Source organism: Halopseudomonas pachastrellae (assembly GCF_900114765.1).
GTDB lineage: Bacteria > Pseudomonadota > Gammaproteobacteria > Pseudomonadales > Pseudomonadaceae > Halopseudomonas > Halopseudomonas pachastrellae.
On sequence record NZ_FOUD01000025.1, the window covers coordinates 15,234 to 38,759 of the forward strand.

Annotated in this window: 24 protein-coding genes, 1 pseudogene and 1 CRISPR repeat array; of the genes and pseudogenes, 14 read left to right on the forward strand and 11 right to left on the reverse strand. The window is 58.0% G+C overall.

All coding sequences use genetic code 11. The annotated features are described in order from the left end of the window. Positions 1-181 precede the first annotated feature (181 nt). Positions 182-1,589, reverse strand: a pseudogene (gene tnpC / locus BM116_RS17110) (IS66 family transposase); the annotation flags it as partial. Positions 1,590-1,900: 311 nt separating this feature from the next. After that, positions 1,901-2,713, reverse strand: coding sequence for an inositol monophosphatase family protein (locus BM116_RS17115; protein ID WP_083728535.1), 813 nt, complete (start codon positions 2,711-2,713; stop codon positions 1,901-1,903). Between the two features lie 278 nt (positions 2,714-2,991). Here BM116_RS17115 and BM116_RS17120 point away from each other — a divergent pair, with 278 nt between their 5' ends. Beyond that, on the forward strand, positions 2,992-3,753 hold the full coding sequence (locus BM116_RS17120; protein WP_083728534.1) for a hypothetical protein: 762 nt from the start codon (positions 2,992-2,994) through the stop codon (positions 3,751-3,753). A gap of 39 nt (positions 3,754-3,792) precedes the next feature. Here the strand turns inward: BM116_RS17120 and BM116_RS17125 are convergent, their stop codons facing one another. Together BM116_RS17125 and BM116_RS17130 are read right to left on the reverse strand one after the other, a co-directional pair. Further along, positions 3,793-4,653, reverse strand: coding sequence for a sel1 repeat family protein (locus BM116_RS17125; RefSeq protein WP_083728533.1), 861 nt, complete (start codon positions 4,651-4,653; stop codon positions 3,793-3,795). Between the two features lie 115 nt (positions 4,654-4,768). Then, positions 4,769-5,206: a DUF697 domain-containing protein gene (locus BM116_RS17130; RefSeq protein WP_083728532.1), complete on the reverse strand. Its 438-nt coding sequence runs from the start codon at positions 5,204-5,206 to the stop codon at positions 4,769-4,771. A 308-nt stretch (positions 5,207-5,514) separates the two neighbouring features. On the opposite strand from BM116_RS17130, the gene BM116_RS17135 reads away from it, so the two are divergent. From BM116_RS17135 to csx16, 11 genes are all read left to right on the forward strand, one after another. Beyond that, complete coding sequence (locus BM116_RS17135; RefSeq protein WP_083728531.1) at positions 5,515-6,249, forward strand: dual OB domain-containing protein; 735 nt, start codon at positions 5,515-5,517, stop codon at positions 6,247-6,249. Continuing rightward, complete coding sequence (locus tag BM116_RS17140; protein WP_083728530.1) at positions 6,246-6,686, forward strand: DUF488 domain-containing protein; 441 nt, start codon at positions 6,246-6,248, stop codon at positions 6,684-6,686. The genes BM116_RS17135 and BM116_RS17140 overlap by 4 nt, the downstream gene beginning before the upstream one ends. Further along, positions 6,686-7,291, forward strand: a complete 606-nt coding sequence (locus tag BM116_RS19220; protein ID WP_083728529.1) for a DUF4326 domain-containing protein — start codon at positions 6,686-6,688, stop codon at positions 7,289-7,291. Before BM116_RS17140 ends, BM116_RS19220 begins: the two co-directional genes overlap by 1 nt. 645 nt (positions 7,292-7,936) lie before the next feature. Beyond that, a complete protein-coding gene (gene cas6 / locus BM116_RS18910) occupies positions 7,937-8,431 on the forward strand; it encodes a CRISPR system precrRNA processing endoribonuclease RAMP protein Cas6 (RefSeq protein ID WP_169847310.1) in 495 nt (164 codons plus the stop codon). A gap of 4 nt (positions 8,432-8,435) precedes the next feature. Further along, positions 8,436-10,022: a hypothetical protein gene (locus tag BM116_RS17155; RefSeq protein ID WP_083728527.1), complete on the forward strand. Its 1,587-nt coding sequence runs from the start codon at positions 8,436-8,438 to the stop codon at positions 10,020-10,022. After that, a complete protein-coding gene (locus tag BM116_RS17160; RefSeq protein WP_083728526.1) occupies positions 10,015-10,683 on the forward strand; it encodes an RAMP superfamily CRISPR-associated protein in 669 nt (222 codons plus the stop codon). The genes BM116_RS17155 and BM116_RS17160 overlap by 8 nt, the downstream gene beginning before the upstream one ends. Next, entirely contained in the window at positions 10,683-12,221 is a 1,539-nt protein-coding gene (locus tag BM116_RS17165; protein WP_083728525.1) for a hypothetical protein, read from the forward strand. The genes BM116_RS17160 and BM116_RS17165 overlap by 1 nt, the downstream gene beginning before the upstream one ends. Then, positions 12,218-13,618 carry an RAMP superfamily CRISPR-associated protein gene (locus BM116_RS17170; protein ID WP_083728524.1) on the forward strand — a complete coding sequence of 467 codons (1,401 nt, stop codon included), beginning with the start codon at positions 12,218-12,220 and terminating at the stop codon, positions 13,616-13,618. The genes BM116_RS17165 and BM116_RS17170 overlap by 4 nt, the downstream gene beginning before the upstream one ends. Then, on the forward strand, positions 13,615-14,094 hold the full coding sequence (locus tag BM116_RS17175) for a hypothetical protein (RefSeq protein ID WP_083728523.1): 480 nt from the start codon (positions 13,615-13,617) through the stop codon (positions 14,092-14,094). Before BM116_RS17170 ends, BM116_RS17175 begins: the two co-directional genes overlap by 4 nt. Beyond that, positions 14,091-16,214 carry a TIGR03986 family type III CRISPR-associated RAMP protein gene (locus BM116_RS17180; protein WP_083728522.1) on the forward strand — a complete coding sequence of 708 codons (2,124 nt, stop codon included), beginning with the start codon at positions 14,091-14,093 and terminating at the stop codon, positions 16,212-16,214. Before BM116_RS17175 ends, BM116_RS17180 begins: the two co-directional genes overlap by 4 nt. A 195-nt stretch (positions 16,215-16,409) precedes the next feature. Then, positions 16,410-16,703, forward strand: coding sequence for a CRISPR-associated protein Csx16 (gene csx16, locus BM116_RS17185; protein WP_083728521.1), 294 nt, complete (start codon positions 16,410-16,412; stop codon positions 16,701-16,703). A 522-nt stretch (positions 16,704-17,225) separates the two neighbouring features. Next, a CRISPR array of direct repeats spans positions 17,226-17,535; the repeat unit is 36 nt; unit sequence GTCTCAATCCCCTACAAAGCGGGGCAGGCCTTCGAC. 127 nt (positions 17,536-17,662) lie between these two features. Here the strand turns inward: csx16 and BM116_RS17190 are convergent. The 6 genes from BM116_RS17190 to BM116_RS17215 all read right to left on the reverse strand — a co-directional run bounded on the left by BM116_RS17190 (position 17,663) and on the right by BM116_RS17215 (position 21,859). Next, on the reverse strand, positions 17,663-17,935 hold the full coding sequence (locus BM116_RS17190; RefSeq protein WP_083728520.1) for a CRISPR-associated endonuclease Cas2: 273 nt from the start codon (positions 17,933-17,935) through the stop codon (positions 17,663-17,665). 27 nt (positions 17,936-17,962) lie between these two features. Beyond that, positions 17,963-19,210, reverse strand: coding sequence for a CRISPR-associated ring nuclease Csm6 (csm6, locus tag BM116_RS17195; RefSeq protein ID WP_083728519.1), 1,248 nt, complete (start codon positions 19,208-19,210; stop codon positions 17,963-17,965). 180 nt (positions 19,211-19,390) lie between these two features. Next, entirely contained in the window at positions 19,391-19,735 is a 345-nt protein-coding gene (locus tag BM116_RS17200) for a CRISPR-associated endonuclease Cas2 (protein ID WP_139057013.1), read from the reverse strand. After that, positions 19,717-20,673, reverse strand: coding sequence for a CRISPR-associated endonuclease Cas1 (gene cas1, locus BM116_RS17205; RefSeq protein ID WP_083728517.1), 957 nt, complete (start codon positions 20,671-20,673; stop codon positions 19,717-19,719). Before cas1 ends, BM116_RS17200 begins: the two co-directional genes overlap by 19 nt. 129 nt (positions 20,674-20,802) lie before the next feature. Then, entirely contained in the window at positions 20,803-21,330 is a 528-nt protein-coding gene (locus BM116_RS17210) for a YqiA/YcfP family alpha/beta fold hydrolase (RefSeq protein ID WP_169847309.1), read from the reverse strand. Positions 21,331-21,361: 31 nt separating this feature from the next. Then, positions 21,362-21,859 carry a hypothetical protein gene (locus BM116_RS17215; RefSeq protein WP_139057012.1) on the reverse strand — a complete coding sequence of 166 codons (498 nt, stop codon included), beginning with the start codon at positions 21,857-21,859 and terminating at the stop codon, positions 21,362-21,364. Between the two features lie 258 nt (positions 21,860-22,117). Here BM116_RS17215 and BM116_RS18915 point away from each other — a divergent pair, with 258 nt between their 5' ends. Then, positions 22,118-22,255 (forward strand): hypothetical protein, encoded by a 138-nt coding sequence (locus BM116_RS18915; RefSeq protein WP_169847308.1) that lies wholly within the window; start codon positions 22,118-22,120, stop codon positions 22,253-22,255. Positions 22,256-22,412: 157 nt separating this feature from the next. Next, entirely contained in the window at positions 22,413-22,820 is a 408-nt protein-coding gene (locus tag BM116_RS17220; protein WP_169847307.1) for a lecithin retinol acyltransferase family protein, read from the forward strand. Positions 22,821-22,892: 72 nt separating this feature from the next. Here the strand turns inward: BM116_RS17220 and BM116_RS17225 are convergent, their stop codons facing one another. Then, positions 22,893-23,351 (reverse strand): hypothetical protein, encoded by a 459-nt coding sequence (locus BM116_RS17225; RefSeq protein WP_139057011.1) that lies wholly within the window; start codon positions 23,349-23,351, stop codon positions 22,893-22,895. Positions 23,352-23,526: the final 175 nt, after the last annotated feature.

Below are 23,526 nucleotides of genomic sequence, written 5' to 3' on the forward strand. Positions count from 1 at the left end.
CGATCAGCGGGCCCCAAATCTTTCCACATATCGAGTGACCCCAAATCGTTCCATATATTGAGCCGGACGCCGCGTGATTACTGGGCTACAGCTGATTAGCTGTGTGTGAGAACTCGGGTCACTAGGTGGAAACGAAGATGCCTGTCCGATGTAAGCGTCCGGGGAATACACCTTGCGCCGATCAGCCCGGCATCCACTGATGGGGCAGTAGTTGCTCGATCTCGCTAGCCTTCTGCGTCGGCAACCGCGCTAGTACGTCCTTGAGGTAGGCATACGGATCATGGCCATTCATGCGAGCCGACTGGATCAGGCTCATGATTGCAGCCGCGCGTTTACCGCTGCGCAACGATCCTGCGAAGAGCCAGTTTGACCTGCCAAGCGCCCACGGCCTGATCAGGTTCTCGACTGCATTGTTATCGATGGGCACAGCGCCATCATCCAGGTAGCGCGTCAGCGCTACCCAGCGTTTCAAACTGTAGTCCAGCGCCTTGGCGATGGCTGAGCCTTCAGGCACAAGCTCGCGCTGAGCCAGCATCCAGGTATGCAAGGTGTCGGCTAGGGGGCTTGGCCTTTTCCTGGCGTATTCGCCAGCGATCCTCGTCACTCAGGTCTTTGACTTGCCGCTCGACTTCATATAACCCGCCAATCGAGTGCAGCGCCTGTTCGGCCAGTTGGCTTTTGTTTGCCACATGCAGGTCGAAGAACTTGCGCCGTGCATGCGCCATGCAGCCGATTTCGGTGATGCCCTGCTCGAAGCCGGCCTTGTAGCCTGCGAAGTCATCGCAGACCAGTTTGCCGTTCCAGGTGTCCAGGAAGTTACGCGCATGTTCGCCAGCACGGCTGGGACTGAAGTCATAGACCACAGCCTTCAGTGCCGAGAACGGCGTAGTACAGTAGGCCCAGACGTAAGCCCGGTGTGTTTTCTTCTCTCCGGGTGCCAGCATCTGCACCGGTGTTTCATCGGCGTGTACAACGTCCTGAGCTAGCACTGCCTCGCGCAATGCATCCACCAAGGGTTGGAGCTGCACGCCGGTTTGGCCTACCCACTGCGCCAACGTCGAACGCGATATGACCAAGCCTGCACGGCCAAAGATCTTTTCCTGGCGATACAGCGGCAAGTGGTCCGCGAACTTGGCCACCATTACATGGGCCAACAAGCCGGCGGTGGGAATGCCCTTGTCGATCACCTGGGCCGGCACAGGCGCCTGGATCAGTGTTTCGCACTGACGGCAGGCCCATTTCCCACGCACATGTTGCTCGACGGTAAACACGCCAGGTGTGTAATCCAGCTTCTCGCTCACATCTTCGCCGATGCGCTGAAGTTGGCACCCGTAGGCACACAGTGTGCTCTCCGGCTCATGGCGGAAGACCGTACGAGGGAACTGGGATGGTGGCGGAGCGCGCTTGGGCTGTTGGCGCGATGAGGTTGCTGCAGGCTCAGGCCGGAGCGCGTTCAGCTCTGCCTCGATAGCCTCAAGGTCGGTGTTGAGCAAGTCATCCAGCAAGCTGTCTTGCGCCGGGCTGATTTGCTCACTGCGCTTGGCGAATTTGTGCCGCTTGAGAATGGCGATCTCGTGAGAGAGTTGCTCGCCTGAACGTGGAGTACATTCGCACGGCGTTTATCCAGGTCGTTGTTTTGCGGCATGTGGATTTCCAGAGAAGATGTTTCGATTAGACCTCTTCCGATAACGATAGCCTAAGCAGGCCACCGTGGGCCATGGATATCGTCAGCCCTGTCGATAGGGACTAGCCTCCTTCCAAGCCGTGCTTTCTGCCGTGGGCACAGCTTGTCGCGCTTTTGCCTAGCTCTTGTTCCTAGTCGCATAGCGACGAACCTTTATCTTGCTCCAAGGTTGCGGCCACAGCGTACCGGCAAGGCTTTCAATGGAAAAACGAGTGCTCAAACGTTTTTCTGAAAAACACGGTCCCAGTCTCGGTTGGCGAGTTCCCTGCAGGCGTCTAGGGCGCCACCAAAGCAACGCCTAGACGTGACCTCCAGGTCGGATCGGCTACCGTAGGTGATTTCGTGTCCATTCTGGTCGAGTAGCACGCCGCCGGCGCCGCGCAAGATGGCGTGCCCAGCCAATACGTCATGAGCAGCAGTGGTGACCAGCGACACCCCGGCTACGGCATCTCCGGCGGCAACTGCTGCTAGTCGGTACGCGATACTGGTTGTAGGAGCGGGGGATGCTGGTGCGCATAGCTCCGCGTTAATGGCCGGTTTCCTGCTCGCGGCGCTGCTGACCATTACCCGCGACTTGGGCGTCAGGCTGGCGTTGGCGAGCGACGAGGCAAGCTGTGCGCCGTTGCGGTAGATCGTCTTCATGCCTTCTGCCCAGGCGATGCAGTCGGGCCCACCGGCGGCTCTTACCGGCGCATAGACTACGCCAAGGACCGGACGGCCTTTACTGAGCAGGCCAACTGAAATGGCGGACCCTTTCAAACCTTTCAGAAAGTCTGCCGTTCCGTCGTTAGGGTCGACCACCCAGCAGTGTTGGTTGCCGGTGAGCTTAGAGCCGGTTTCCTCGCCCCAAAAGTCACACGCTAGAAGGTCTAGCAGTGCCGGACGCAACTCGCATTCGATCTCAGTGTCCACGTCGGCCTTGTCATAGAAGCCGCGGGGGCCGTCAGGTCGTTGCCACTCGGCTATCAAGCGGTTGCCCGCCCTGTTAACGATACTGATGACCTGGTTTAGAACGGTGGTGTAATTCATCGGCCTGGCTCTCCATGCAAGTCGCGGTGGTGGACTGAATTGTATTGGGTAGCTGCGACGAAATCTGTCGCAGCTGGCGGCTATTCTGTTCAGCTACTGTATTGCAGCGAGGTGGAAATGGTTACGTACAAGGTCTTTTTGCAAAGAGTTGACCCCAAGGCTGGACCGTCGGCCAACTTCAGTTTTCAGGTGCAGGCGCAGAACGCCCAGATGGCCAAGGTCACGGCTGAAGCGCAATACCCTGGGTATCGCTGCATCAATAGCCCGGTTCGAGTAGGGTGAGCCCCGCAGATGAATGCGTCGAGCACAGAGCTGCAGCGCAACTGGGTTACAGGATTGGGGTTTTTGCTTGCAATGAAAAGCTGGCGGAAATTTTTTTGCGCAGAGTCCAGTGGTATCGCGATGTGTTGAAAACCGCGATGCAGAGGGTCGGGGGGCGGTTTCGCTTTGAGCTTGCGAAATCAGCGGGTGGTAAGCTCCAGGCCGCTGGCTACGATGAGCTGCATGTGCTGATTGATGCATCGGATAGTGCGGCTGAGCTAGACCTTTTCTTGCCGTGCGCAGGGATTGTGCATGCTCACTTTGTTGGGCGGAATGCGCCTCCCGTGCCGTCTGGGGTACGCAGCTATGCTTGGCGCTCGCTAGAGGAGGCGGCCAGCTTCTGGGCTCGTTTTTATCTGTCTACAGAGCATGCAAGCCTTGCGGTTAATTGCAGTGATGAGCTTAGCTGGATCGCTGATGGCCTGGTAGGTGTGGGCGAACATGCTTGGTCGGTGTCGACCAAGGGTGCGCTGACAACCTTACACGAACGCATTGACGAGTCTTGCTGGCGAAACATTCAACGAAACATCGTCGTGGTGGAAGCGCCCGTAGGCTGGCGCATCAGGTCGCTTGAGAAGGTGCGGTCTGCGCTATATGCGCCGACTGGTGCAGAGCCAGAAATTCTGGTTTTGCTGAGTCCGCATTTTGTTGGATGCAGCTTGTCTTGGCTGTGTTTTATTGGTGCAGGGGAGCAGTTAGGTCAAATGGCTGCGCGCTGAGTGAACCTGGCAGTTGCTTGTTGGCAAAGCAAGAGCGTGTCATGTTTTGCTCTCGCATGCTTTTAGGTCTGCCAGTTTTTGCTCCTGTGCCAGATTGATCCAGAACGCTTTCATCCGTCCATAGGCATCGTCTGGCGGCAGTGGGCCCCACCAGTCACCGTCGTACAGCTCAATCAGGTAGTCTGTGGCGGCGCGGTTGCCATGAAGGGCAGCGCACTGTAGCTCGTGGAACGCACGCTCGTAGTTGAAAGCAGGCGAGTCGCTATTGAGCATGAGTATGCAGATGTTAACAACTGCCCAAGGGTCGCCGCACTCATTTGCGACTCGGTACCAAGCAATCGCCTCATCGTGGTCTGGCTTGCCGCCGACGATACAGTGCTCATGTAGTTCTGCGAGGGTGTTGGCGATCAGCCCTCTAAGTGCGTTGTTTCGTGCGCATCGAAAGGCCTCGACGTAAGCAGATATCACATTGCTCAAATCCTCCGTATCTCTGGATCGGTGGCTAAGGTGCTCGGCTTGGTTGAACACAGCCTCGGCGGAGTTTTGCTCTACGGCAAGCTGCAGCACTTGGAGTCCTAGCGCGCTGTTCCTTTTTAGGTGCGTGCCGGTAATCCACATCCAGCCCAGATCGTTCAGCGCTTCCGCATCGTAGCCAAGGGCAGCCTGGCGCAGGTGTTGGTACAGGTCATGGACGTCTGACTCGCTCGCTACCTGATGGATGGGCAGCTTGGCTGTGAGTGTTTGCAGGCTGCCGGGCCACTGCGCGCCCTTGTCGCGAATTGAACAGGTACCATAGGGCGCTATCGCGCCTGGGAGTCCGGCTTGAAAGTCTGGGGCCAGGGTGGCCTGAGCCGGGATGAGCTGGCTGATCAGTGATACGACACTTGCCTGCTGATTCATTCTCATACTCCTTCAGTGACAGCCCACAGTTTATGCTAGGTGTACGACCAATTTTGTCGCAAAGGCAAGAGAAGTGCAGAAGCCACACCCGGAGGTGTGGCTTCAATGGATCCAATTACAATGAAATTCGTTTCCTTAGCTCCATAGCTATAAGTGTCATATTCAGCTCCTTGCCGGGATTCTCTTTGACGAAGCGGGTGAGTACGGAAATGTAAGCGCTGCCGAGGGCCTCGGTAAGAGCCGATGCAGTGGCGGCCGCAATGGTTCCTCCGGCGACGCTGCCTGCACCGGGGACCATCTTCAACAGGCCGGTCACCAGGGTTCGTCCGATCAGCGTTGCCGCATCTGCACCCAGAGTGGATGTCACGAGGGTGGTGAGGGCGGTGGTGCTGATTTCCATGCCGAAGGTAATGCCGATCTTTGCCAGCATACCGACCTGAATCGGCACCAGGCCTACCGCATCTGGAAAGGGGGTAGGTACCGCAGCCAGCGCGCCTGCAGCTGCTGCAGCCACTACCACTTCCGTTTCGGCTTGCTCAACCTTCAGCTTCATTGCTGCCGCATGACGGGAGTTTAATGCGTTGGCGTAGGCACGCTGTTTTGCGTCCGCTGCAGGGTCGTTTTAGAGTCGCTCAAGATGGCGTCCTTGTCTGGAATGGATTGTCCGTTAGCTTAGCGTTGCAGCACGACAGCCTGCGTCGCGGTGCTCATATTACTTAAGCGTCTGATTCTTAGTGCAGTCGAAGCGCGTTCACTCTGTTTTCTTGGTGACAGGGTGGACTGAAAGTGCCAAGGTTGGCAGGCGCTGCTCGGTGCATAGTGTCCCTAGACTCGGCTCTCGTTTAGATCGAGAGACGATATATGCGCAAGGACATTCTGGTGCTGGCCAAGTCATGGAAGGAAGGCGGGTTCTGTATCGCCGGCCTCGAATTGACTCGCACTCAGTCCGGCTCACGGATGCTTACGCATAACTGGATTCGCCCGGTACTGCCGAAAGCTGACGGCTCCATGACAGGGGCGATTCCGCACGAGCTTTGTGCGTCTGTCTCAGTACTGGACATTGTAACTCTGGACGGTATGGTGCACGCGCCGACGGCAATGCAGCCCGAGAATTGGCTCGTACCCGCGCATGACATGTCTGTCAGTGGCTGCGTTCAAAAACCGGTTTTGCTACAGCGGTTTGCTCACGAGCATGGTGGCATCTGGCATGACGCTCGTACTTTGCGGGATGATCAGGTCGCGGCAGATACGCCTGTTGGCGCCAGCGGGTCGCTGAGGCTGATTGCCCCTGCTGATCTGGTTTTTTCTCTGCAGCTCAACGAAAGTTCGACTGGTATTAAGCGGCGCATCAGTGCGGCATTCACGCACGAAGGTCGACGCTACAGCGGGATTCCTGTCACTGAGCCGGCGCTCACTCGAGTATTCAAAAATCAATTCCCCCATGCTGTAGGCCACGTTGTAGAACGTCGCCTGAATCATGGTGACCGTTACTGTTTGACTCTAAGTCTGTCTCCCGTCTGGAAGGATGGCAATCGCTACATTCTGGGCGCGGCTGTCATCGATTACACTGGCTATCTGAACAGGACTTACGGATGAAAATTTTTACCATTGGCTTTACCCGGAAAAGCGCTGAGCAGTTTTTCTCCCTGCTCGGTGAAGGGCGGGTGAAGACGTTGATTGATGTGCGTTTGAATAATCACTCCCAGTTGGCTGGGTTCGCCAAACGGGACGATCTCGCGTTTTTTCTCCGTGAGTTCTGTCAGGCGGAATATATGGAAATGCCCGAGATGGCGCCGACAAAGCCGCTACTTGGAGCCTACCGAAACAAGGATATTTCCTGGGGGGAGTATGAGGCGCGATTTCTCGATCTTATGGCAACACGGCGGATAGAACACTTGATTCGCCCAGCGCAATTGGCGGATGGATGTCTCCTATGCAGTGAGCATTTGCCACATCAATGCCATCGCCGCCTGGTTGTGGAGTACTTGAGCATGTGCTGGGACGAGCCCGTGAGCGTGGAGCACCTCTACTGATGCCGATTGTGTTGATTCTCTATCCGGCGTTGTTCGCTTCGCAGAGCAAGTTTGTTCGTAAGGTTATCGGGCTTACGCGCAATCTGTCCGGATTTACCCTGGCCTATCTGGATGATCCTCGTGGGTTCATCGAACAGTTGCAGGTTCCGGACGGGAAGGTGAAGAGGCTGGCCCGACTGGACTCGTTAGAGGCTGGCCAGATTACCCATGCCATTGTTTTTGATGACGGTGAGGAGTTTGTCGAGGAGCGTACCTGGCTGGCAGACAATGGCGTGGCCATGCGTTGGGTTAAAACTCCGCTAACCCGGGTGGTCAACATCAAGCGCGAGCCAAGTTATCAGCAGCGTCGTAGCGATGCCGGCTACGAATACATTGGACGCGGGTCCTATTGGGGGAATCCCCACGCGACATTCGCGGAAGGCGAAAGCCGAGAAGAGGTTATTCGAAAATACGCCTACGACTTCACTTACGACAAGTTCTTGAATATCGACCCAAGGCGGGTACACGAACTGGCTGGCAAGCGACTTGGGTGTTTTTGCAAGCCAGCGCCTTGTCACGGCGATGTGCTGGCGGATTATCTGAACGGTTTTGATGACGGCAAGTGAAAGTCTATCAATGCGAATTTTAGATGTGGGGAGCCGGTCTGCGTTGCCTTTGCTTTTTGCTGTGAAGGTGACATTGGCGACTGCAGTCGCCGAAGCAAAAGGCGTGGACAGTGGCGAATTGCTGCTTGCACTGCAGACGCTTAGCGAAGAAGATTTTAGAGCTGGCGCCTTGTAATAGGTTGGTGCGATGTTTGGACGCCGCTTTCGTATAAAAGGAACTTTGTGACTTCGGTTTTTGACTCTTCCTCCGCGCCCAGTCCAGAGCCATTGCGCTTGATGTTCGAGGTGCAATGCACTCAGCTATGGCGCGGCTTACCGCACCTCGGATCGACACTGCGTGGCATGTTCGGTCATGGGTTGCTGGCCACTGCATGCTGCGGTCAACAGCCTCATTCGGCTGATTGCCGGTATGTGGGCATATTTGAACCGCGCCCACCGCATGGCTGGCCGAAACGGTTTTCCGATTGTCCTCCTGCCTTTGTCATCACGCCGCCACCTTTTGGGAGTGCGCTCGGGCAGCGGCATTTCCGGTTTGGAATGACTCTCATGGGGGTAACTAGCGCAGAAAGTGAGCTGGTACTCACAGCATGGCAGCACGCTGCCACTCATGGTTTAGGGGTTGAGCGAGTCGGGGCCAAGATAACTGTGAGCCAGCGCGAGACCAGGTTGCCCGTGTTTGGTCGGGGCAGCTTACTTTGCTGGCGATTCGAGACACCTGTGCTGTTAAAGCATAAGCAACCTGGGGCTCGAGCCAGGCAGCTTTCAGCCGGCGAGGTCGATCTGGCTGCATTACTTCACGCATTGCATCGCCGTTTGGAACTGACCCATCGCCTATATGGTGTTCCTGCGTTGCCGCTTGCGCCACTGTCGACCTGGCTCGCCCAAGCTGAGCAACTGGAATGTCAGACGTTTCTTGAGGATGTTCACTTTTCGCGCCACAGCAACCGGCAGGGCAGAAACATGCCGCTTTCGGGCGTGATCGGACGGGTGTTTGTGCACGGGAGTTTAAGTGAGGACCTGCTGCAGGCACTGGTTTTGGGCCAGTGGCTGCACATCGGCGGTAAAACATCGTTCGGTTTGGGCGGTTACAGCATTCAATTCGTTGACGCGCCCGGCGCGCGTCTGTGTATCGAGGACTAACAGGATGTTGCACGGATATTTGTTTGAGGCGCGGGGCATTCAGTCGTTTCTGTTTGCCAGCGGCAAACTAAGGGACATGCTCAATGGAAGTGAGTTGCTGGATTATCTTTGTAGCGAACAGGGATATCTTGATCAGACGCTGGATGCGCTGGACTTGAGACCCAGAGTAGTGCGCCAGGCTGGCGGTAGCTTCTACCTGCTTTTCAAGAACGAACACGACGCACGGCGACTGCAGGCTGTGTGGCGCCTGGCTTGTGCCGAATGGGTGCCCGGGCTAGAGGTAGTTGATGTCGTCGTCAGCGGTAGCTCTGCTCGAGAGACGATCGCTCACGGGCTCGCCGCACTGCGCCTGCAGCGTAATAGATTACAGGGCGATTTCCCTCGTCCAGGTCCGCTCGCTGAGCGAGCGCCTCGGACCGGGCTAGCGGCCGTGGCGAGCCTCCACGGCGAGGCGCTGGATGCCTCGACCCTGCGTCAGCGGAGCTTTGAGCGTCCTCAAGACAACCGTCAGTTGACGGCGCGTTTCATGTCGGAGGAGGCGATCTGGCCGGTTAACTTTGAGCAGGATGCGCCGCAACTTACCCGTTTCCCGTTAGGCAACAGTAGTCTGATCGGCCTGGTTCACGCGGATGGTAACGGATTGGGTGAACTGCTCAGACTTATCGCCAAGGCCTGTAGCGACGCCGACGACGAGGTTTATGTGCGCCTGTATCGTCAATTCTCGGAGCTGGTCACTAGGGCTACGCTTCAGGCTACTGATGAAGCAAGCCGTGATGTGCTGCGTCCCCATGCGGAGCAGGGCGTTATGCCAGCTCGACCACTGATTCTGGGCGGGGACGACCTGACGCTGATTACCCGCGCTGACCTGGCGTTACCATTTGTGTCTGCCTGGATCGATGCGTTTGAAAGACACAGTCGAGATGCGTTAAATGAGCTGGCGGCCGCGTTTGAGCAGTCAGGTCTCAAGCAGTTTGCCGCCGAGCTTCCGGAGCGGCTGACTGCGTGCGCCGGCGTCTGCTTCATGAAGGCAGGGCAACCCTTCCGCAGTGGGCATGAATTGGCCGAGAGCCTCTGTAAAAGAGCGAAGGCACACTCAAGGCGCGCAGCGCATGGCGGTGAGATTCCTTCCAGTATTGCCTGGCACAAGGTGCAGGAAACGTTGATCGACGACGCGCAGGCACTCTTCGAGCGTAATCATCGAATTGCCGACGGGGATCGTACGCTGGATTGCTCGCTGGGCGTTTATGGCTTGCACGCAGGTAACGGATTGCCTGTTCTGGATGATCTGCTCGCCCTTCTGGACAGTTTTTCCGGCGGCCTGAATGACCGCCCTTTGCGTGAGGTCGCAACGTTGCTGCGAGGATCCCTGACTCTGGCTTCCCAAGCCTATCTGCGTTGGCGCGAGCTTGCTGAGAAACAGGCTGCAGCCGACCTCGCCCTATTTGATCAGTCGCTTGAACGGCTGATCGGCGATGTGGATCAGGTGCTGCCGTTTTCATGTGGGGAGCATCGTTACTCGCCAATTGATGATCTGCTGGCGTTGCGCAGTATTCAGGGAAAGAAAAGGGAAACAGGAGAACAAGATGTCTGACAGCCAGCGGTCGATACGTTTGGAACTTGCCGGTTTTTGGCGAGCAGGCGGTGGGCGCAGCAGCGGATATCACCTTGATAGCCTATGCGAGCGAGATCGCGATGGTTTGCCTTTCCTGCCTGGGCGGCAACTCAAGGGTGTTATCCGCCATGCGCTGGCCCGTGCGGAGGCTTGGGGCTGGTTTGCTGACAATGTGCTCCCCGAAGGCCCGTGTGCCACTCTGGACGAATTGCTGTTTGGCAGTGTCAGTCAGCAACACGAGCGCGCTAGCACTTGGCCAGGGATGCTGATAATTGGTGATGCAACACTCAGCCAGGCGGAGCGGGGCTATCTGGCGCAGCCGCAGCAGGCTGCTTTGCGAGAGGCGTTGTTTGAGCAGCTGTTTTCGACGGCGATAGAGGATTCCGGCGGCGCCAAGGCAGGGAGCCTGCGTGGTGCCGAGGTGGCGTTGCCGATGGTGTTGTTTGCCCCGGTCTCGCTGGAACTGACTGCCCTGGAGAGTGAGCGGCGAGAGCAGCAACGGCAGGTACTGACAGACGCTCGGGTGTGGCAGGCGGTTGAGGCGTCGTTATCGTTGGTGGACGCCATTGGTGCCGGCCGCACACGTGGTCTGGGTGAGGCACAGCTGTCGCTGTTGGCCAGAGCTGAGGAGGTGATCTGATGACAACATTCAATTTTGAGGTCGAGCTGCTGCAGCCTGTCATCATCAGCCAACAGTCAGCAACGGCAGGCGCGCATCAGTCGCTGGATTATTTGCCTGGCTCCCTGTTCCTTGGTTTGGCTGCTTCTCGTCTTTACGCCGAGCTGCCGGCAGATCAGAGTTGGTTGCTGTTTCACAGCGGTCAGGTTCGCTTCGGCGATGCCCTGCCTGCAACCAACGACCAGATTGCTTGGCCAGTGCCGCTGTGTTGGCACTATCTCAAGGGCGACTCGCCGATAGCTGATGGTTGCTTCAGGGCCGATGCGCTGTTTGACCCCTCAGTGCTGTCCGCCGAAGTAGACCGCCAGCCGGTGCAGCTGCGGGGAGGTTACGTTTGCATGGATGGTGTCAGCGTAATTCCTGGTCGGCAATACAGCATGAAAACCGCAATTGATCGCGCTAGCGCGATGGCGGCTGAGGGCCAACTGTTTGGCTACCAGGCGCTGGAGGCGGGGCAGCGTTTTCGCTTCAGTCTGTCGACCGATGGCGGCCTGGATGAGACCGTTATTCAGAAACTGGTTACCAGCCTGACAGGTCCGGCGCGGCTGGGGCGCTCGCGCAGTGCGCAGTTCGGCAAAGCGCGTGTTCGCGTCCTGCCCGACGCTGGCCCCTCGCCCACAAGGGACAGTAGAGAGAACCATGAGCTGGTGCTCTGGTTGCTCAGCGATATGCAACTGTTGAACCAGGGGCAGCCCGCCTTGCAGCCGCTACCGGAGCTCCTTGGGCTGCCAACTGGCAGTAGATGGTTGCCGGAGCGCAGTTTCCTACGAGCACGCCGTTACAGCGTATGGAACGCCTGGCGGCGGCACCACGACCCTGAACGTCAGGTCATCAGCCGCGGCTCGGTGCTTCGCTATCAACTGACTGCCCCCTTGTCAGAGGATCAGTTGGCGACATTGGAAGCCGGTATCGGGATGCATATTGAAGCGGGGCTTGGCCAAGTCTGGGTAAACCCTCCGATGCTGCTTGGGTCGCGGCCGGTGTTTACCGCGGCTCGTGAAGCCGCTGCTGCGCAGGAAGCTATCTTCGCTGCCCCGGATACGCCGCTGATCAGGCGGTTGCAGCAGCGTGTTGCTGCCCGCGCAGGTGATTTGAATGGGCAGCAACACGCTGAGAGATTGTTTGCCGGCCTGTGTGCCAGGGTTCGTGACGCGCGGATTTGGCTGGCAGTGGCTCCCGCGCAACCGCTGGAAAGTGCACCGGGCAGAAGTCAGTGGGGGCGATTACGTGAGCTGTCGAATGGGTTCCGAAATCGACCTGCAGAGTTGCTGGTGGCGCTGGTTGATGAGGGTTCGGGAGTGCTGCGAGAACGCAGCGGATGGCAAACTGCCTTTGGGCCAGACCCGGAGGCCACGCTGGGCAATTGGTTGCGCACCCAGTTGGAGCAACTGCTTGCGCAAGGGGTTGCCCTAGATAGAGTCGTTGGGCACCTCGCTGTACTGGGGTTGCAGCCCGTCTGGCAGCGGTGCTGTGAAGGTAGACAGGGAGAGCGGACATGATTGCGGCAAGACCGATTTATCGTATGGCCCAATTGACATTGCAGGCCGCATCCGCTCACGGGGTGCATAGCGGACAGGGCGATAACACACATGATGTGCTGCTGGTTCGCGACGCCAACGGCCTGCCAGCGTTGCCTGGTACCAGTCTTGCCGGTGTACTCAGGCATGATTTTACCAGTGAGCACGGTGAGGTTGCTGCGGCTCGGTTGTTTGGCCAAGCGGGAGACGACGCCCAGGCGTCCTGGCTGACGATCGCTTGGGGACTTGTTCACAATAGCCATAACAAGCCTGTTGCCGAAGGGCTGGTCGATGTCCAAGGCGATGAGCTGCTTGCTCGGCTGGTGGATGACAAACCGATTGTTCGTCAGCGGGTGCGTTTGAATCACCGTGGTGCAGCGAAGGACAATGGCAAGTTTGATCAGACCCTCGTTCCCGCGGGCGTTCGTTATACCAGTTGGCTGGGATACTGGTGCGATGGATCAGAGCAATCTGTTTCGGATTGGGAGAGCCTGCTAGCTCAATTGACTGGCCGTTGCTTGCGTATTGGACACGGCACCCGCAATGGCGCCGGCCGCTTTGAAGTTGTTGCTTTGCTGCATGGAGCCTGGGATCTGCGCACGGCGCAAGGTCGTCAGGGCTATCTTGCCCGGCCGCGCAGCCGTTCGGATCACACCGGTTTGCAGCTGAAGATCGGAGCTGCCGGTTCTGCGCTCGAAGTCGTGTTGCAGCTGCGAGCCGAGTCCGGATGGCGTGTCGGGGGAGGCGAGCGCTCGTTGTATTCTCACGTCAAGATGCCTGACTTGCTGCCGCAACATGAGCCTGCGGTGGTATGGCAGGGTGATCGCGGATGTTTGACGGAGCGCTGGCACCTGCTGCCCGGGTCTGCGCTGAAAGGGGCAATTCGCCATCGTCTGGCGTTTCATTATCGTTGCCTGAACGCGGAATTCGCTGGCATGGGGATGGACCCGGAACCGGATTCGTGTCCTGCAGTGCGGGCGTTGCTGGGTTACAGCGATCAGGACGAAGGCCGAGCTGGCATTCTGGCGTTCAGCGATCTGCAATTGGGTGAGGGCAGGGCCGGTGTGTTGATGCACAACCGGATTGATCGCTACACCGGAGGCGTGATTCGCGGTGCCTTGTTCAGTGAGGAAGTGCTCTGGCGCACTCCGGTGACGTTGCGCATTGAAGTGATTGATTCGCAGCGGCACGACAGCCTGACGGCAACCATGCGCCAGGCGTTGCAGCTCACCCTGGAGGATTTGGCCGCAGGCTGGCTCCCGCTGGGTGCCGGAGGCAGCCGCGGACTGGGGGTGTTCTCCGACGACACGGGTCTGGGACCGCAGTGGTCCGATGGCGGTGCATGGGTAGGTCTTAACGCAATGGAGGCGAGCGAATGAACAACGTCAAAAACTGGCTGGCTGACCTTGCGGTGTTGCCAGAGGTGAATCTCGCCCGGCGCTGGCTTCCGGTGCGCAGCACGCATCAGTGTGACACCCTTACCCTGGACAAGCTCATGCACACCCTGCAGGCCCTTGGGCCGGTCAGCGGCTGGTTGCAAACCGCGGGAGAGGTTGTCTGGCTAAATAAGCAACAGGTTCAGCTTGCGGCGCATACGCCACCCTTGGCAGCCGAGTTGTTCGCCGGTGATACCTGTTGGCAGCTATCCAGTCTTCCGCGCGGGCGCTGGCAGCTGGATCGTCATGATGTGAATCTTGATGAGCAGGAGCCGACTCATCTCGCACGGGTGGTTAGGCATCTTGCAGTGCAACGTGGCCGTCAGCTGATGTATTGGCAGCTCTGGCAGGCTGGAGAGGATAACGCCCCTGAGTGTCGTGCAGCGGTGCTGCGTTCGTTTGAGGAGTCCCCGGTATGAGCCAGTTGACTGCCCCCTATCGTTTTGTACCACTTTCTGCGCTGGTCATGCTGCCCGATTGGGCAGATCTGGTCAGCCACGACATGCCCTTTGCCGACGGTGTCAGCGGCGAATTGTCCTACTGTATCACGGCGCATACCCGGCTGTGCGTCGGAGGGGAACAGAAGCCCGCGTCTCAGCAAGCGCCGGGCGAGGTCTATTTTTATCGCACGCCGGAAGGGGAGGCCGCGATTCCGGGCAGCAGCCTCAAGGGTATGTTGCGTAACGTGCTTGAGATAGCCAGTTTTGCGCGTTTCAGGCAGGTTGAGGACCACCACCTTGGCGTAAGGGATATCAGTGACAGCAAGAATTTCTACTGTAGAGCCATGGTGCGCAGACCCTCCAGTGCGGGCTGGCTTACCTATGAAAGGGGGCGTTGGAGTATTCGGCCGTGCCGCTTTGCACGTCTGCACCAAGAGGCGCTGGTAAAGTGGCTGGGTGAAGACAAAAAGGCGCAATGGAAAGCAGCTAAAAGTTCCTCCGACCGGTATGCCCTGATCGGGCTGTTGCCTCGGCTGTGCTTTGCAACCGAACCTTCGGCCAAGGGGCAGAATCAACTTCTGGCCAAACCTGAACGCAACGCTCCCAACGAAGGGAGTCTGGTCGTCACGGGGCAGCCCGGCCCTGCCTATGATGCTGGTAAAACGGCGAAGAAATACGAGTTTGTCTTTTATGACGAACAATCAGGCCAACTGGCCGTCCCGCCCCAAGTTATGGCTGGATTCAGTCAGATCCATGAAGCCTCGGATGAGTGGGCTTTCTGGCTCAGGCAACTGAAAGGCGGGCGGCTGGAACGTGGTATCCCCGTTTTCTACCATGCCAATGGTGATGCGGTGGAGTCGCTAGGCCTGGCATTCATGTACAAGCTGCCGTATACCCACAGCCTGCACCAGGCTATTACTCATACCCACAGTGAACACCTGAAGTATCAGCGCCCCGATTTACCAGACCTGCTGTTTGGTACGCTTGGAGCGGACGAGAGCGCCCCTCTGCGTGGCCGAATCAATATCGGCATGGCATTCGCTGAGGATCGCGGGCTTTGCTGTGAACTTGGTGCGCCTGTGATTCTCAACGGCCCGAAGCCCACCTTTTATCCAGCGTACATACGCCAGGGGGCGACGCAGCAGTACAAGACGTTGATGGACGCCGATGCTGAACTGGCCGGCTGGAAGCGCTACCCCGCCCGCCCCCTTGAACACGCTGCATTATCGGCCAAGGCTGGCAACAAGGTCAGGGTGCGCTTGGAGTCGGTTGAAGAAGGCAGCCGTTTTCAGGGGCGTATACGCTTCCACAACCTGCGTCAGGTTGAGCTGGGCGCATTGTTGTGGGCGCTGGACTTTGGTGGGCGAGCGGAATTGCGCCATGGTTTGGGTATGGGTAAGCCGCTTGGTTACGGTCAGGTCAGTATCGAAATTGACTCCGCGCGTCTGAGACCTAACACGGGAGAGGTGCTTCAGCACGACTGGCAGGTGTACCTCCAAGCTTGTCGTCAGAGCTTTGCGGTATTAATGGACAGTGTGGTGTGCGCAGCTGGGGTCGCTACTGGTTGGGAGGCGAGTGGCCCGCTGCAGGCACTGTTGGAGTATGCCAAGCCATCCGCCAGTACACATGCATATACCTATTTGCATGAGCCCAAGGAGTTTTCGGCCTACAAGCACTCCCGGCACATTGATGAGGCGGTGGACGTGTTCCATTCGGCTCAGCCGATTACTCCGCCGCGCTCGTTTGATACCTCGGAGCCGGTGCGCTTCGAAGACAGGTTCGACCAGCAGCTGGAAAGTGCTGCTGCCAATGTTGAGAATCTGCGCCGCAAACAGGAGGCTGAAGCCCTCAAGGCTGATGCCTCCGCCGAGCGAGCATTGCTTATTGATATTGGGGAGCAACTGTCGTTGTGCCTGCAGGGAGCAAGCAAGACTGCGCTGGACAAACTCAATGACGGGCTGCGCAGGGCATGGGATACGCTGATGGATATGGACGCCACCGAGCGTGAGGAACTTGCCCGGTTGGTCGAGCAGGCGAGCGCAATCGACAACAAGAAGATCATGAAAATCTGCAAGAAGCTCCGGGAGTCACTGGGCTGATTCGCCCGGCAGTGAGTTCCGGGCCCGGAACTCACTGCCGTTCCAGTTATTTGCGCGGGTGCTTGAGCTGTGTGGCTAGCTTGCCACGTGACACTGGCCGTCACCGGCCTGCCATGATGCTGCAGGTCAGGTCGCCAGCCGGTTATGGGTGAGCGTCGCTCCCCCCTAAAAGCCGCTTTTTGATACAGGTACTTAATGCGCTATTTTGTCAGCCGCCACCCCGGAGCAGAGCAATGGATGCGTGAGCAGGGTATCCAGTGGGATATTCATGTCGCCCACTTGGAAGACTTTGCGCAGTTGCGGGCTGGCGATATTGTTATGGGCACCTTGCCGATCAATCAGGCGGCAGAGGTATGCGCGCGCGGTGCCCAGTACCTGCATCTGAGTCTCTGTGTTCCGTCGCAATGGCGTGGCCGTGAGCTCACATCAGACCAGCTGCGTCAGATGGGCGCAAGCCTTCAGGCGTTTGAGATTCGCGCCAGCGGTTGAGGTAACGAGCGGTTCGTATGGCATGTGAGGCTTGTTATCAACCGCGAAGGTTTAACCTTTCCAGTATGGCAATCCACCAGCCGCCGGCGCGACGCCAGGCTTTCTGAACAGATGACAGCGCTGGTTTCACATCGCCCCTTTTCACAGGTGCTGACCTGTCCTCATAGACACCCCGATACCGGGTCGGAATGGGAAGATAGGGTGCGCGTTGTTATCGCCCAGCGAGCTACTCTTCGACTGCAGGGGCAATAACTTGTCTGAATCTTCATGCGTACGGGGCATAGTGGGCTGTAGCAAGGCGTCTGCCTTTAAGGCTTCAGGAAGGTAGCTACTGACAGGCGGTAGGCATTTGAGCTGCCGCAATTACAGGCGGTTGCCCATCGTTTTTTTTCACGAGGAACAGCCTTTGTCCTATCACGCCGCCAGCAGCGTGAGGGTCGGACTCTCAATCCTCCTGGAAAGCGGGGCAGGCCTTCGACCCAACGACAACTGGAAGGCACAGGCGTTCATCAATCTGTACATGTCTCAATCTCCTACAAAGCGGGGCAGGCCTTCGACCATGCAGGACGAGGACTTCTTCGCTCCCATGAGGTCTCAATCCCCTACAAAGCGGGGCAGGCCTTCGACGCCGGAGGAGACAATGCACAGCCTGATGGCTCTGTCTCAATCCCCTACAAAGCGGGGCAGGCCTTCGACCTCACCGCGTACCGCAGCTGGCAGCCAGCCTGTCTCAATCCCCTACAAAGCGGGGCAGGCCTTCGACTGAGTCGCTGTTTCAATACCGATCGTTGGGTTGGTCTCAATCCCCTACAAAGCGGGGCAGGCCTTCGACTCTAACGCTATTTTTTTTGCAAGTAAATCAAGCGCTTGAACCCCGTAAAATGCTGATCGTTTTTTGATCAAAAAGTTGATTAAAATTTGATCTGCTTTGTCGCTATATTTACGCCTTTGAAGAATCATCAGTTCACCAAAAACAGACTGTCGCCACCGTGAGTCCAGCGTTGCCCCAGTGATGTTTCGTGGCCTGGGTACAGGCTGGCAATGATAAGACCGTCCTCATGTGGATCCATCAGTGCGGTTAGTTGAGCAAACAGGGCCGGCAGTTGACTGGTTGGAATCTCACAATCGAAAAAAGATTTTTGATAGCAGGGCGTTAGCGCTCGCAGCAGTCTGAGCACGCGACGTCGACGAGCGTTTTGGTGGATGTCGTAGCCGATCAGAATGCGTGCCATGCGCTTGCCCCGTTGCAGCGTGTGCCGTCAGATGTCGTTGATCACGAATTGGTCCGGGCTTAGCCGGAAACGATAGGACGGATTCAGGTCCTTCTTGCTGGCGTCTTCCAATTGGCCGTCTGACGTCATGGTCATCAGGGCCGGAGACAGCAGAGCAGCCAGCGGGTCAGGCAGTGCATTGCGCAGTGCCTTGCGGATGTTGCTGATCTGAGGGGTCAGCCAGTTGCTGGTCACGCCGCCTGACAGGGTCTGCAAGGTGCGCAGGAAATTGGCGTCGTTCAGTTCTGCATAGTCCTGCAGTGTTTCGACCTGAGCCTCCAGCTGCACACAGCCTGCCGGGATCGTCTGACCGCACATCGGATAAAGCTTCTCCAGTAGCATCAACGCCATGCCGCGGTCCGGTACTTCATTGCCCTGACTATCCAGATTACGGCGTTGCAGGGAATGATCGCCGTCCATGTGTGCCTGTACGAGTACCCACATCAATGCGAAGGTCGGTTTGGAAGCCAGTTTTATATGTGTGAGCGCATCCGGTCTGCCCCGCTTGAAGACAGTCAACGTCTGCTCACCGACGTTCAGTTCGACACGGATCTGGTTGGGGTGCGCGGCCATGTTGAGCAGTATGACCAACTGACGAAAACTGATAGAGCGGGCCAGGTCGCGCATGTCTGGTGAAAGGCTGTCGCTCAGGCGTACGAACGGGATGTCCGCGAGTACCACTTCTGCGGCAGCCGTTTCCAGCTTGCGGCCATCCCTACTGGTGACCGGAGCCTGGTTTGCGCTTGGGTAGTAGAAATCTTCCAGATTTTCGTAGCCTTCGCTGATCAGCACATGGGTCAGGCAGTCCTGGTCACGGCCGAACAGGCTCATGGCGTAGCCGAAGTAATAGGTCATTGTCTTGCGGCCACCAGCCAGCGAGGCATGAATCTGGAGTGCGTCATCGTTGGCGAGTTCGGCGACCTTGCTCATGATGAAGTCAGCCAGGGCTTCATGGTCTTCACGGCTGCGGGCATCGTCTACCGGCAGATCTTCAGCACCGGTCACGACATGAATTCGGCTTGCATCGAATAGCGGCAACGGTCGTCCGATTTCGTGGCACAGGCGCTGCAAATGGCCTTGGGTGAGCAGGCCGTCGATGGCGCGCTTGCCGCCCTCGCTGGTAGTAATCAGCTGAATTTCGGCAGGCCATGCACCCTGCTCGTGGTGTATCGCCCAGAGTGTTTCCGTAATCACTTGCGGTGACATGCCGGTGACGGCTAGAAGGAGTGTTTTCATCGTATTCCTTATCTGTTGAGTCGGCGGTTACTCCGACGTTCAGTCCCTGCAGTGGAACTCAGCGTTGTGTCAGCCTGACACGGGAGGATGCGTTGATGGCGCTTGCCAAGATTGGCAGCTATCACGACGCTCAGTTCCAGCAGACCGCGGTGCTGATCTCTGTGAGGATGATATGGCCAATTACCAAGTCTGCATACCGCCGTTGACCTGCAGGTTGAACGCATTGCTGTCGTGATACTCATGCAGCGCTGGCAAGCTGAAGTCATGGAGGCCAGCGCTCAGGCAGGCGCGGCCCCAGCGATGTATAACCCGGTCACTGCGTAGCTGATAGATGAGCAGGTCGTCTTCGGCTGGTCTGATCTCCCGTAGAAGTTGCGTGCGTAACTGTGCGACATCGCTTGCGGGGCCCCAGTACACAAAGAGCGATTCCAGCAGGGCGCTGGCGTGTCGTTTGAGCAACCGGTGGGTGCGTTGCAGGCGGCGAGGATGGCGAATGTCATAGCTGATCATGTACCAGTTTTCCACATGGTTGCTCCGTGTTGGGAGGCATCGGGCGTCTGCTCAAGGTAGTGTGCTAGCAGGGCGGCATAGGCGCTTAAACGTCTTGACCAGCGCGGTAACCGGTCGTGCCAGAGGCGGTAGTAGATCTCGCGACCATGTTTGCCAAGCCGGCAACCCTGCGTGGATGTCGAAAAGTGCCGGTTATCCAGCTCTCCTTCGCAGAATAGCTGGACAACCCACGCTTCGATCAGGGGGCGCAAGGGCTCCATCAGGTCGCAGGCCAGTGACAATCGTCCCGGTGTTAGCTGGTGATAGATGCCGAGCCATGGATCCAGGCCGTGAACCAGACTCTGGCGGGAGGCCTCCTGATACAACAGTGTAAAACTGAGCGACAGGATCGCGTTGACTGGGTCGGGCGGCGGACGGCGCTCGCGGCGGTTGAATCCCAGTTGAGGCGGGAGTTGTTCACGCCAGCATTTGAAGGTCTCTCGTTGGGCGCTTCCCTCAACGCCCCTGAGTTGTTGCAGGCTGGTGCACTGTTGTACCGACTGCTGGCAGCCCCTGAGAGAGGCCAGCCTTTCCCTGTTGACGCTCTGCCTCCATAGACTGTAGCGCGTAACCGCCAGCTTGTGGCGCACCAGACGCTTTGCCAGCGGTAGCGCACGTTCTTCACTGCTGGTGATCTGATACTGCAGAACGCGTCGTGCAGCTTGACGCTGGTGGCTGGCGAGCACGGCGAAACTATGCTCGTGATGGCGCCCGTTAAGCACGATGAAGTCCACCCCCCGGTGCTGGCACTGGCCAATCAGGCGGGTGGTGACCTGCACAGAGTGCATCACAAGAATCCGGGCCAGACGACCAAGCGGAATGCTGCGGGGTGGCTGCTGTGGCTGGCGTATCAGTATGCATTCGTTTTCGTAGTCCAGCGACAGATCTCTGTGGTCCAGAACCAGCGTTGACATGATGCTTCTCCGGTTGACGTCATCCGGAGTTAACTATCTGCCGCTGTTCGGCTACTTGGGGCGTCGCAAGCTTGGCGGACAGGGTTTGGCTGGCCTGACTCGCTAGCAGAATTGCCGCATCGGCGCAGCTCAGGGCGCAGGTGTCTGTAGAAATGACGTGATATGTTCGAGCATAAGATCCAGTTGTTCGAACTGGTGCGAGCCACCTTCAAGCATGATCACTGGGTAGCTTTGACGTAAGTGTCTTGCGGTATCCCGGGAATCGAGCAGTGCGTCGCCCAGCTCAACGATGACCAATCCCCGGGCATTCAGGCTGAAGTTGTCATAGCTGGCCGCTGCGTGTCTGGCAGCCTCGTTGCCTAGGTTTGCAAGTGTCACCTGTGGTTCCAGGCAGGGGTTAAGAGCGACGAAAGGCAGCGCATGCTGACTGGCGGCTCTGGCAGCCAACCAGCCTCCCATTGAGGTGCCTACCAACAAGTTCGCGCCTTTGTCGGTTATTGCCTCGTGTATAAGTTGTTCGACATATGGCCTGCCAAGGCTGTAGTCAGGCGCAATTGCGCTCACCCCGCCGATCTTTTCTAAGGCGGCATATTTTGGATGGTTGGAAGTAACGCGGGACGCGAACCCGTGGATATACAAAATGTGTTTGTCTGTCATGGTGCCTCTTAACTTTGAAAATTGACCAGTGTCACGCGGGCAGCGGTGTGCCAAGGAGCAACTTCTCCTTGCGGAAACCGCAGACTTCGCGCTGATAGTGGTAGGCATCGTTAGCGGGGTCGATCTGCTTGCCCAGCAGGTCGGCCACCAGACTGCCGTGGATCATGTAACGCTGACCGTTGCAGTGGCGCATTACAAAACGCTCTGCTGCTTCGGATACCTCCATCCAGCAACGCGACAGGTCGGCACGAATGATGCGAATCAGACCGCGCTTGCCAATATCGTTCAGTGTCCGGTCTACGCCCATGGCGACCAGCTTCAGCCCTTTCTTTGCCTTGTATACCACCGCAGCTGCAACCTGGCCGTTGTGGATCACCAAGCGCCAGCACTGGGAGTCATCCAGCAGCTCTTGCTCGCTTGCATAGTGCCAGCCGCCTTGCACTTGGGCATAGCTGTCGCGCAGCAATACCCATACCTGGGGCATGTACTTCTGCATTCGGCGGCTTTGCTTGAGGGTGAGGACGCGCATGCTGAACTCTCTTGTGTGCTGAACGAGGGCGCAGAGTACGGGGTGGATAGCCCTCTCGACGCTTGGCAAGCTTGGCGGCGTAGGGCAAGTCTGAGCGGCCGCAAACTGGCAAGTTAGGCAGCTTCAACTTGTGCTTCAGGAGTTGCGAAGATCGCTGCAGCACAACAACACGCGTCTTTTCCCATCAGTTGGAGTGTCGTGTTCACCGAGGTCGGAGCAGGGCTCTGCCTATGTTTTCAACGGTCATTGGAGGTCTGCATGAAAGAGTTCAGCTTTTTGATTACCGGTCTGGTCCTCGGTGCTTTCCTGCACCGCCAGCACCGGCGGGCGGCCGACGCGGAAGCAGCGGCACGGGTCGCCCAAAGCAGGCCGGGCGAGGGGGCGCCAGGCCGTTAGGCAGGTGGTGCCTGCATCGTTCTTTCGCACCCATGCGGAGGTAACGGGGTGACGGTGTGAGTCGTTAACGAGGGCAGATTGCATGGTGAAACAACGGTTAAGCCCGAGTATGCGGGATTGGCGTGATGCGAGTGGCGCAAGGGCTTGCGGTCTGACGGTGGGTGATCATCTGGTTGTCAGTCGCGGTTTGTACAGTCACCACGGCATCTACCTTGGGGCCGGTCTGGTTGCGCATTACAAGGGGCTGTCCAACGGCTTGTTTCGCCGCCAGCAGGACACCCGCATCTGTGCAGTGCCGCTGGCGCGCTTTGCCGACGATACTGCCATTCGCGTGGTGCGCTACCCCAGCGCACCCTATAGCCGCACTCAGGTGGTGACGCGTGCGCGGTCACGGCTGGACGAAGACAAGTACCAAATCCTGTTTAACAACTGCGAGCACTTTGCCCGCTGGTGCTGGTTGAACTGCAGCTCCAGTATCCAGGTCCGAACTGGGGTGACGATTGCCGTCTCTGCGATGATTCTCGGTGGGGTGGCCCTGGCGATTGGCCGCGGCGGGAGTCGTTGACAACGGCGAGGCTGCGTTGGCACGCAGCTCAACGTGGTTCAGCATCGCTTGTACGTGAGGTGCCAGGGCTGGCTAGTCGTCGATGGTTCGGTAGTCGCTCGGCTCAAATACATGATTCCCGGTGACGTCACTGCTTTCCAGCGTTAATCGTGCCAGCTTTTCCAGTAGTGATTGATTTTGCTTCTGCGCGGCGTTCAGGCGGCGTGTTAACTCGAGGTTTTCACGGCGCAGTGCTTTTTCGGTTTCCTCCCTCTGCGCGAGTTCCTTTTCCCTCTTCCTCAGGGCCGTTCTCATGCCAGCAAGCTGGCGAGACGCGGCCAGCAGCTCAGCGCCTTGGCGCGTTTGCAGTACTTTCGCGGAGCCAGTCGGTGGTTGTGACGGCACTACGTGTTGATCCTGTCGGGTGTTTTCCGCATCCCTCGCTGTGGGGTTTGCTGTCTGCGGCTGGCTGATGAAATACGAGCACGTCTGGCAGAGGCCGGTTGCGGCGTTGACTGGGCGGAATTTACGGTAGCGTTTGCAATGTGGCATGGCGTGCAGGTTTCGATGTGGTGGCGAGCGAGCGGTCGGGGCGGTGGGTCCTTACTACCGGGTTGACGAGCTTTGAGGCTGCCAGAGGTCCCGAGCCATGATGCGGGACAGGGACCTGCTGCGCTGGCTGGCATCTCAATCCCCTGCAAAGCGGGGCAGGCCTTGGACAAAACGC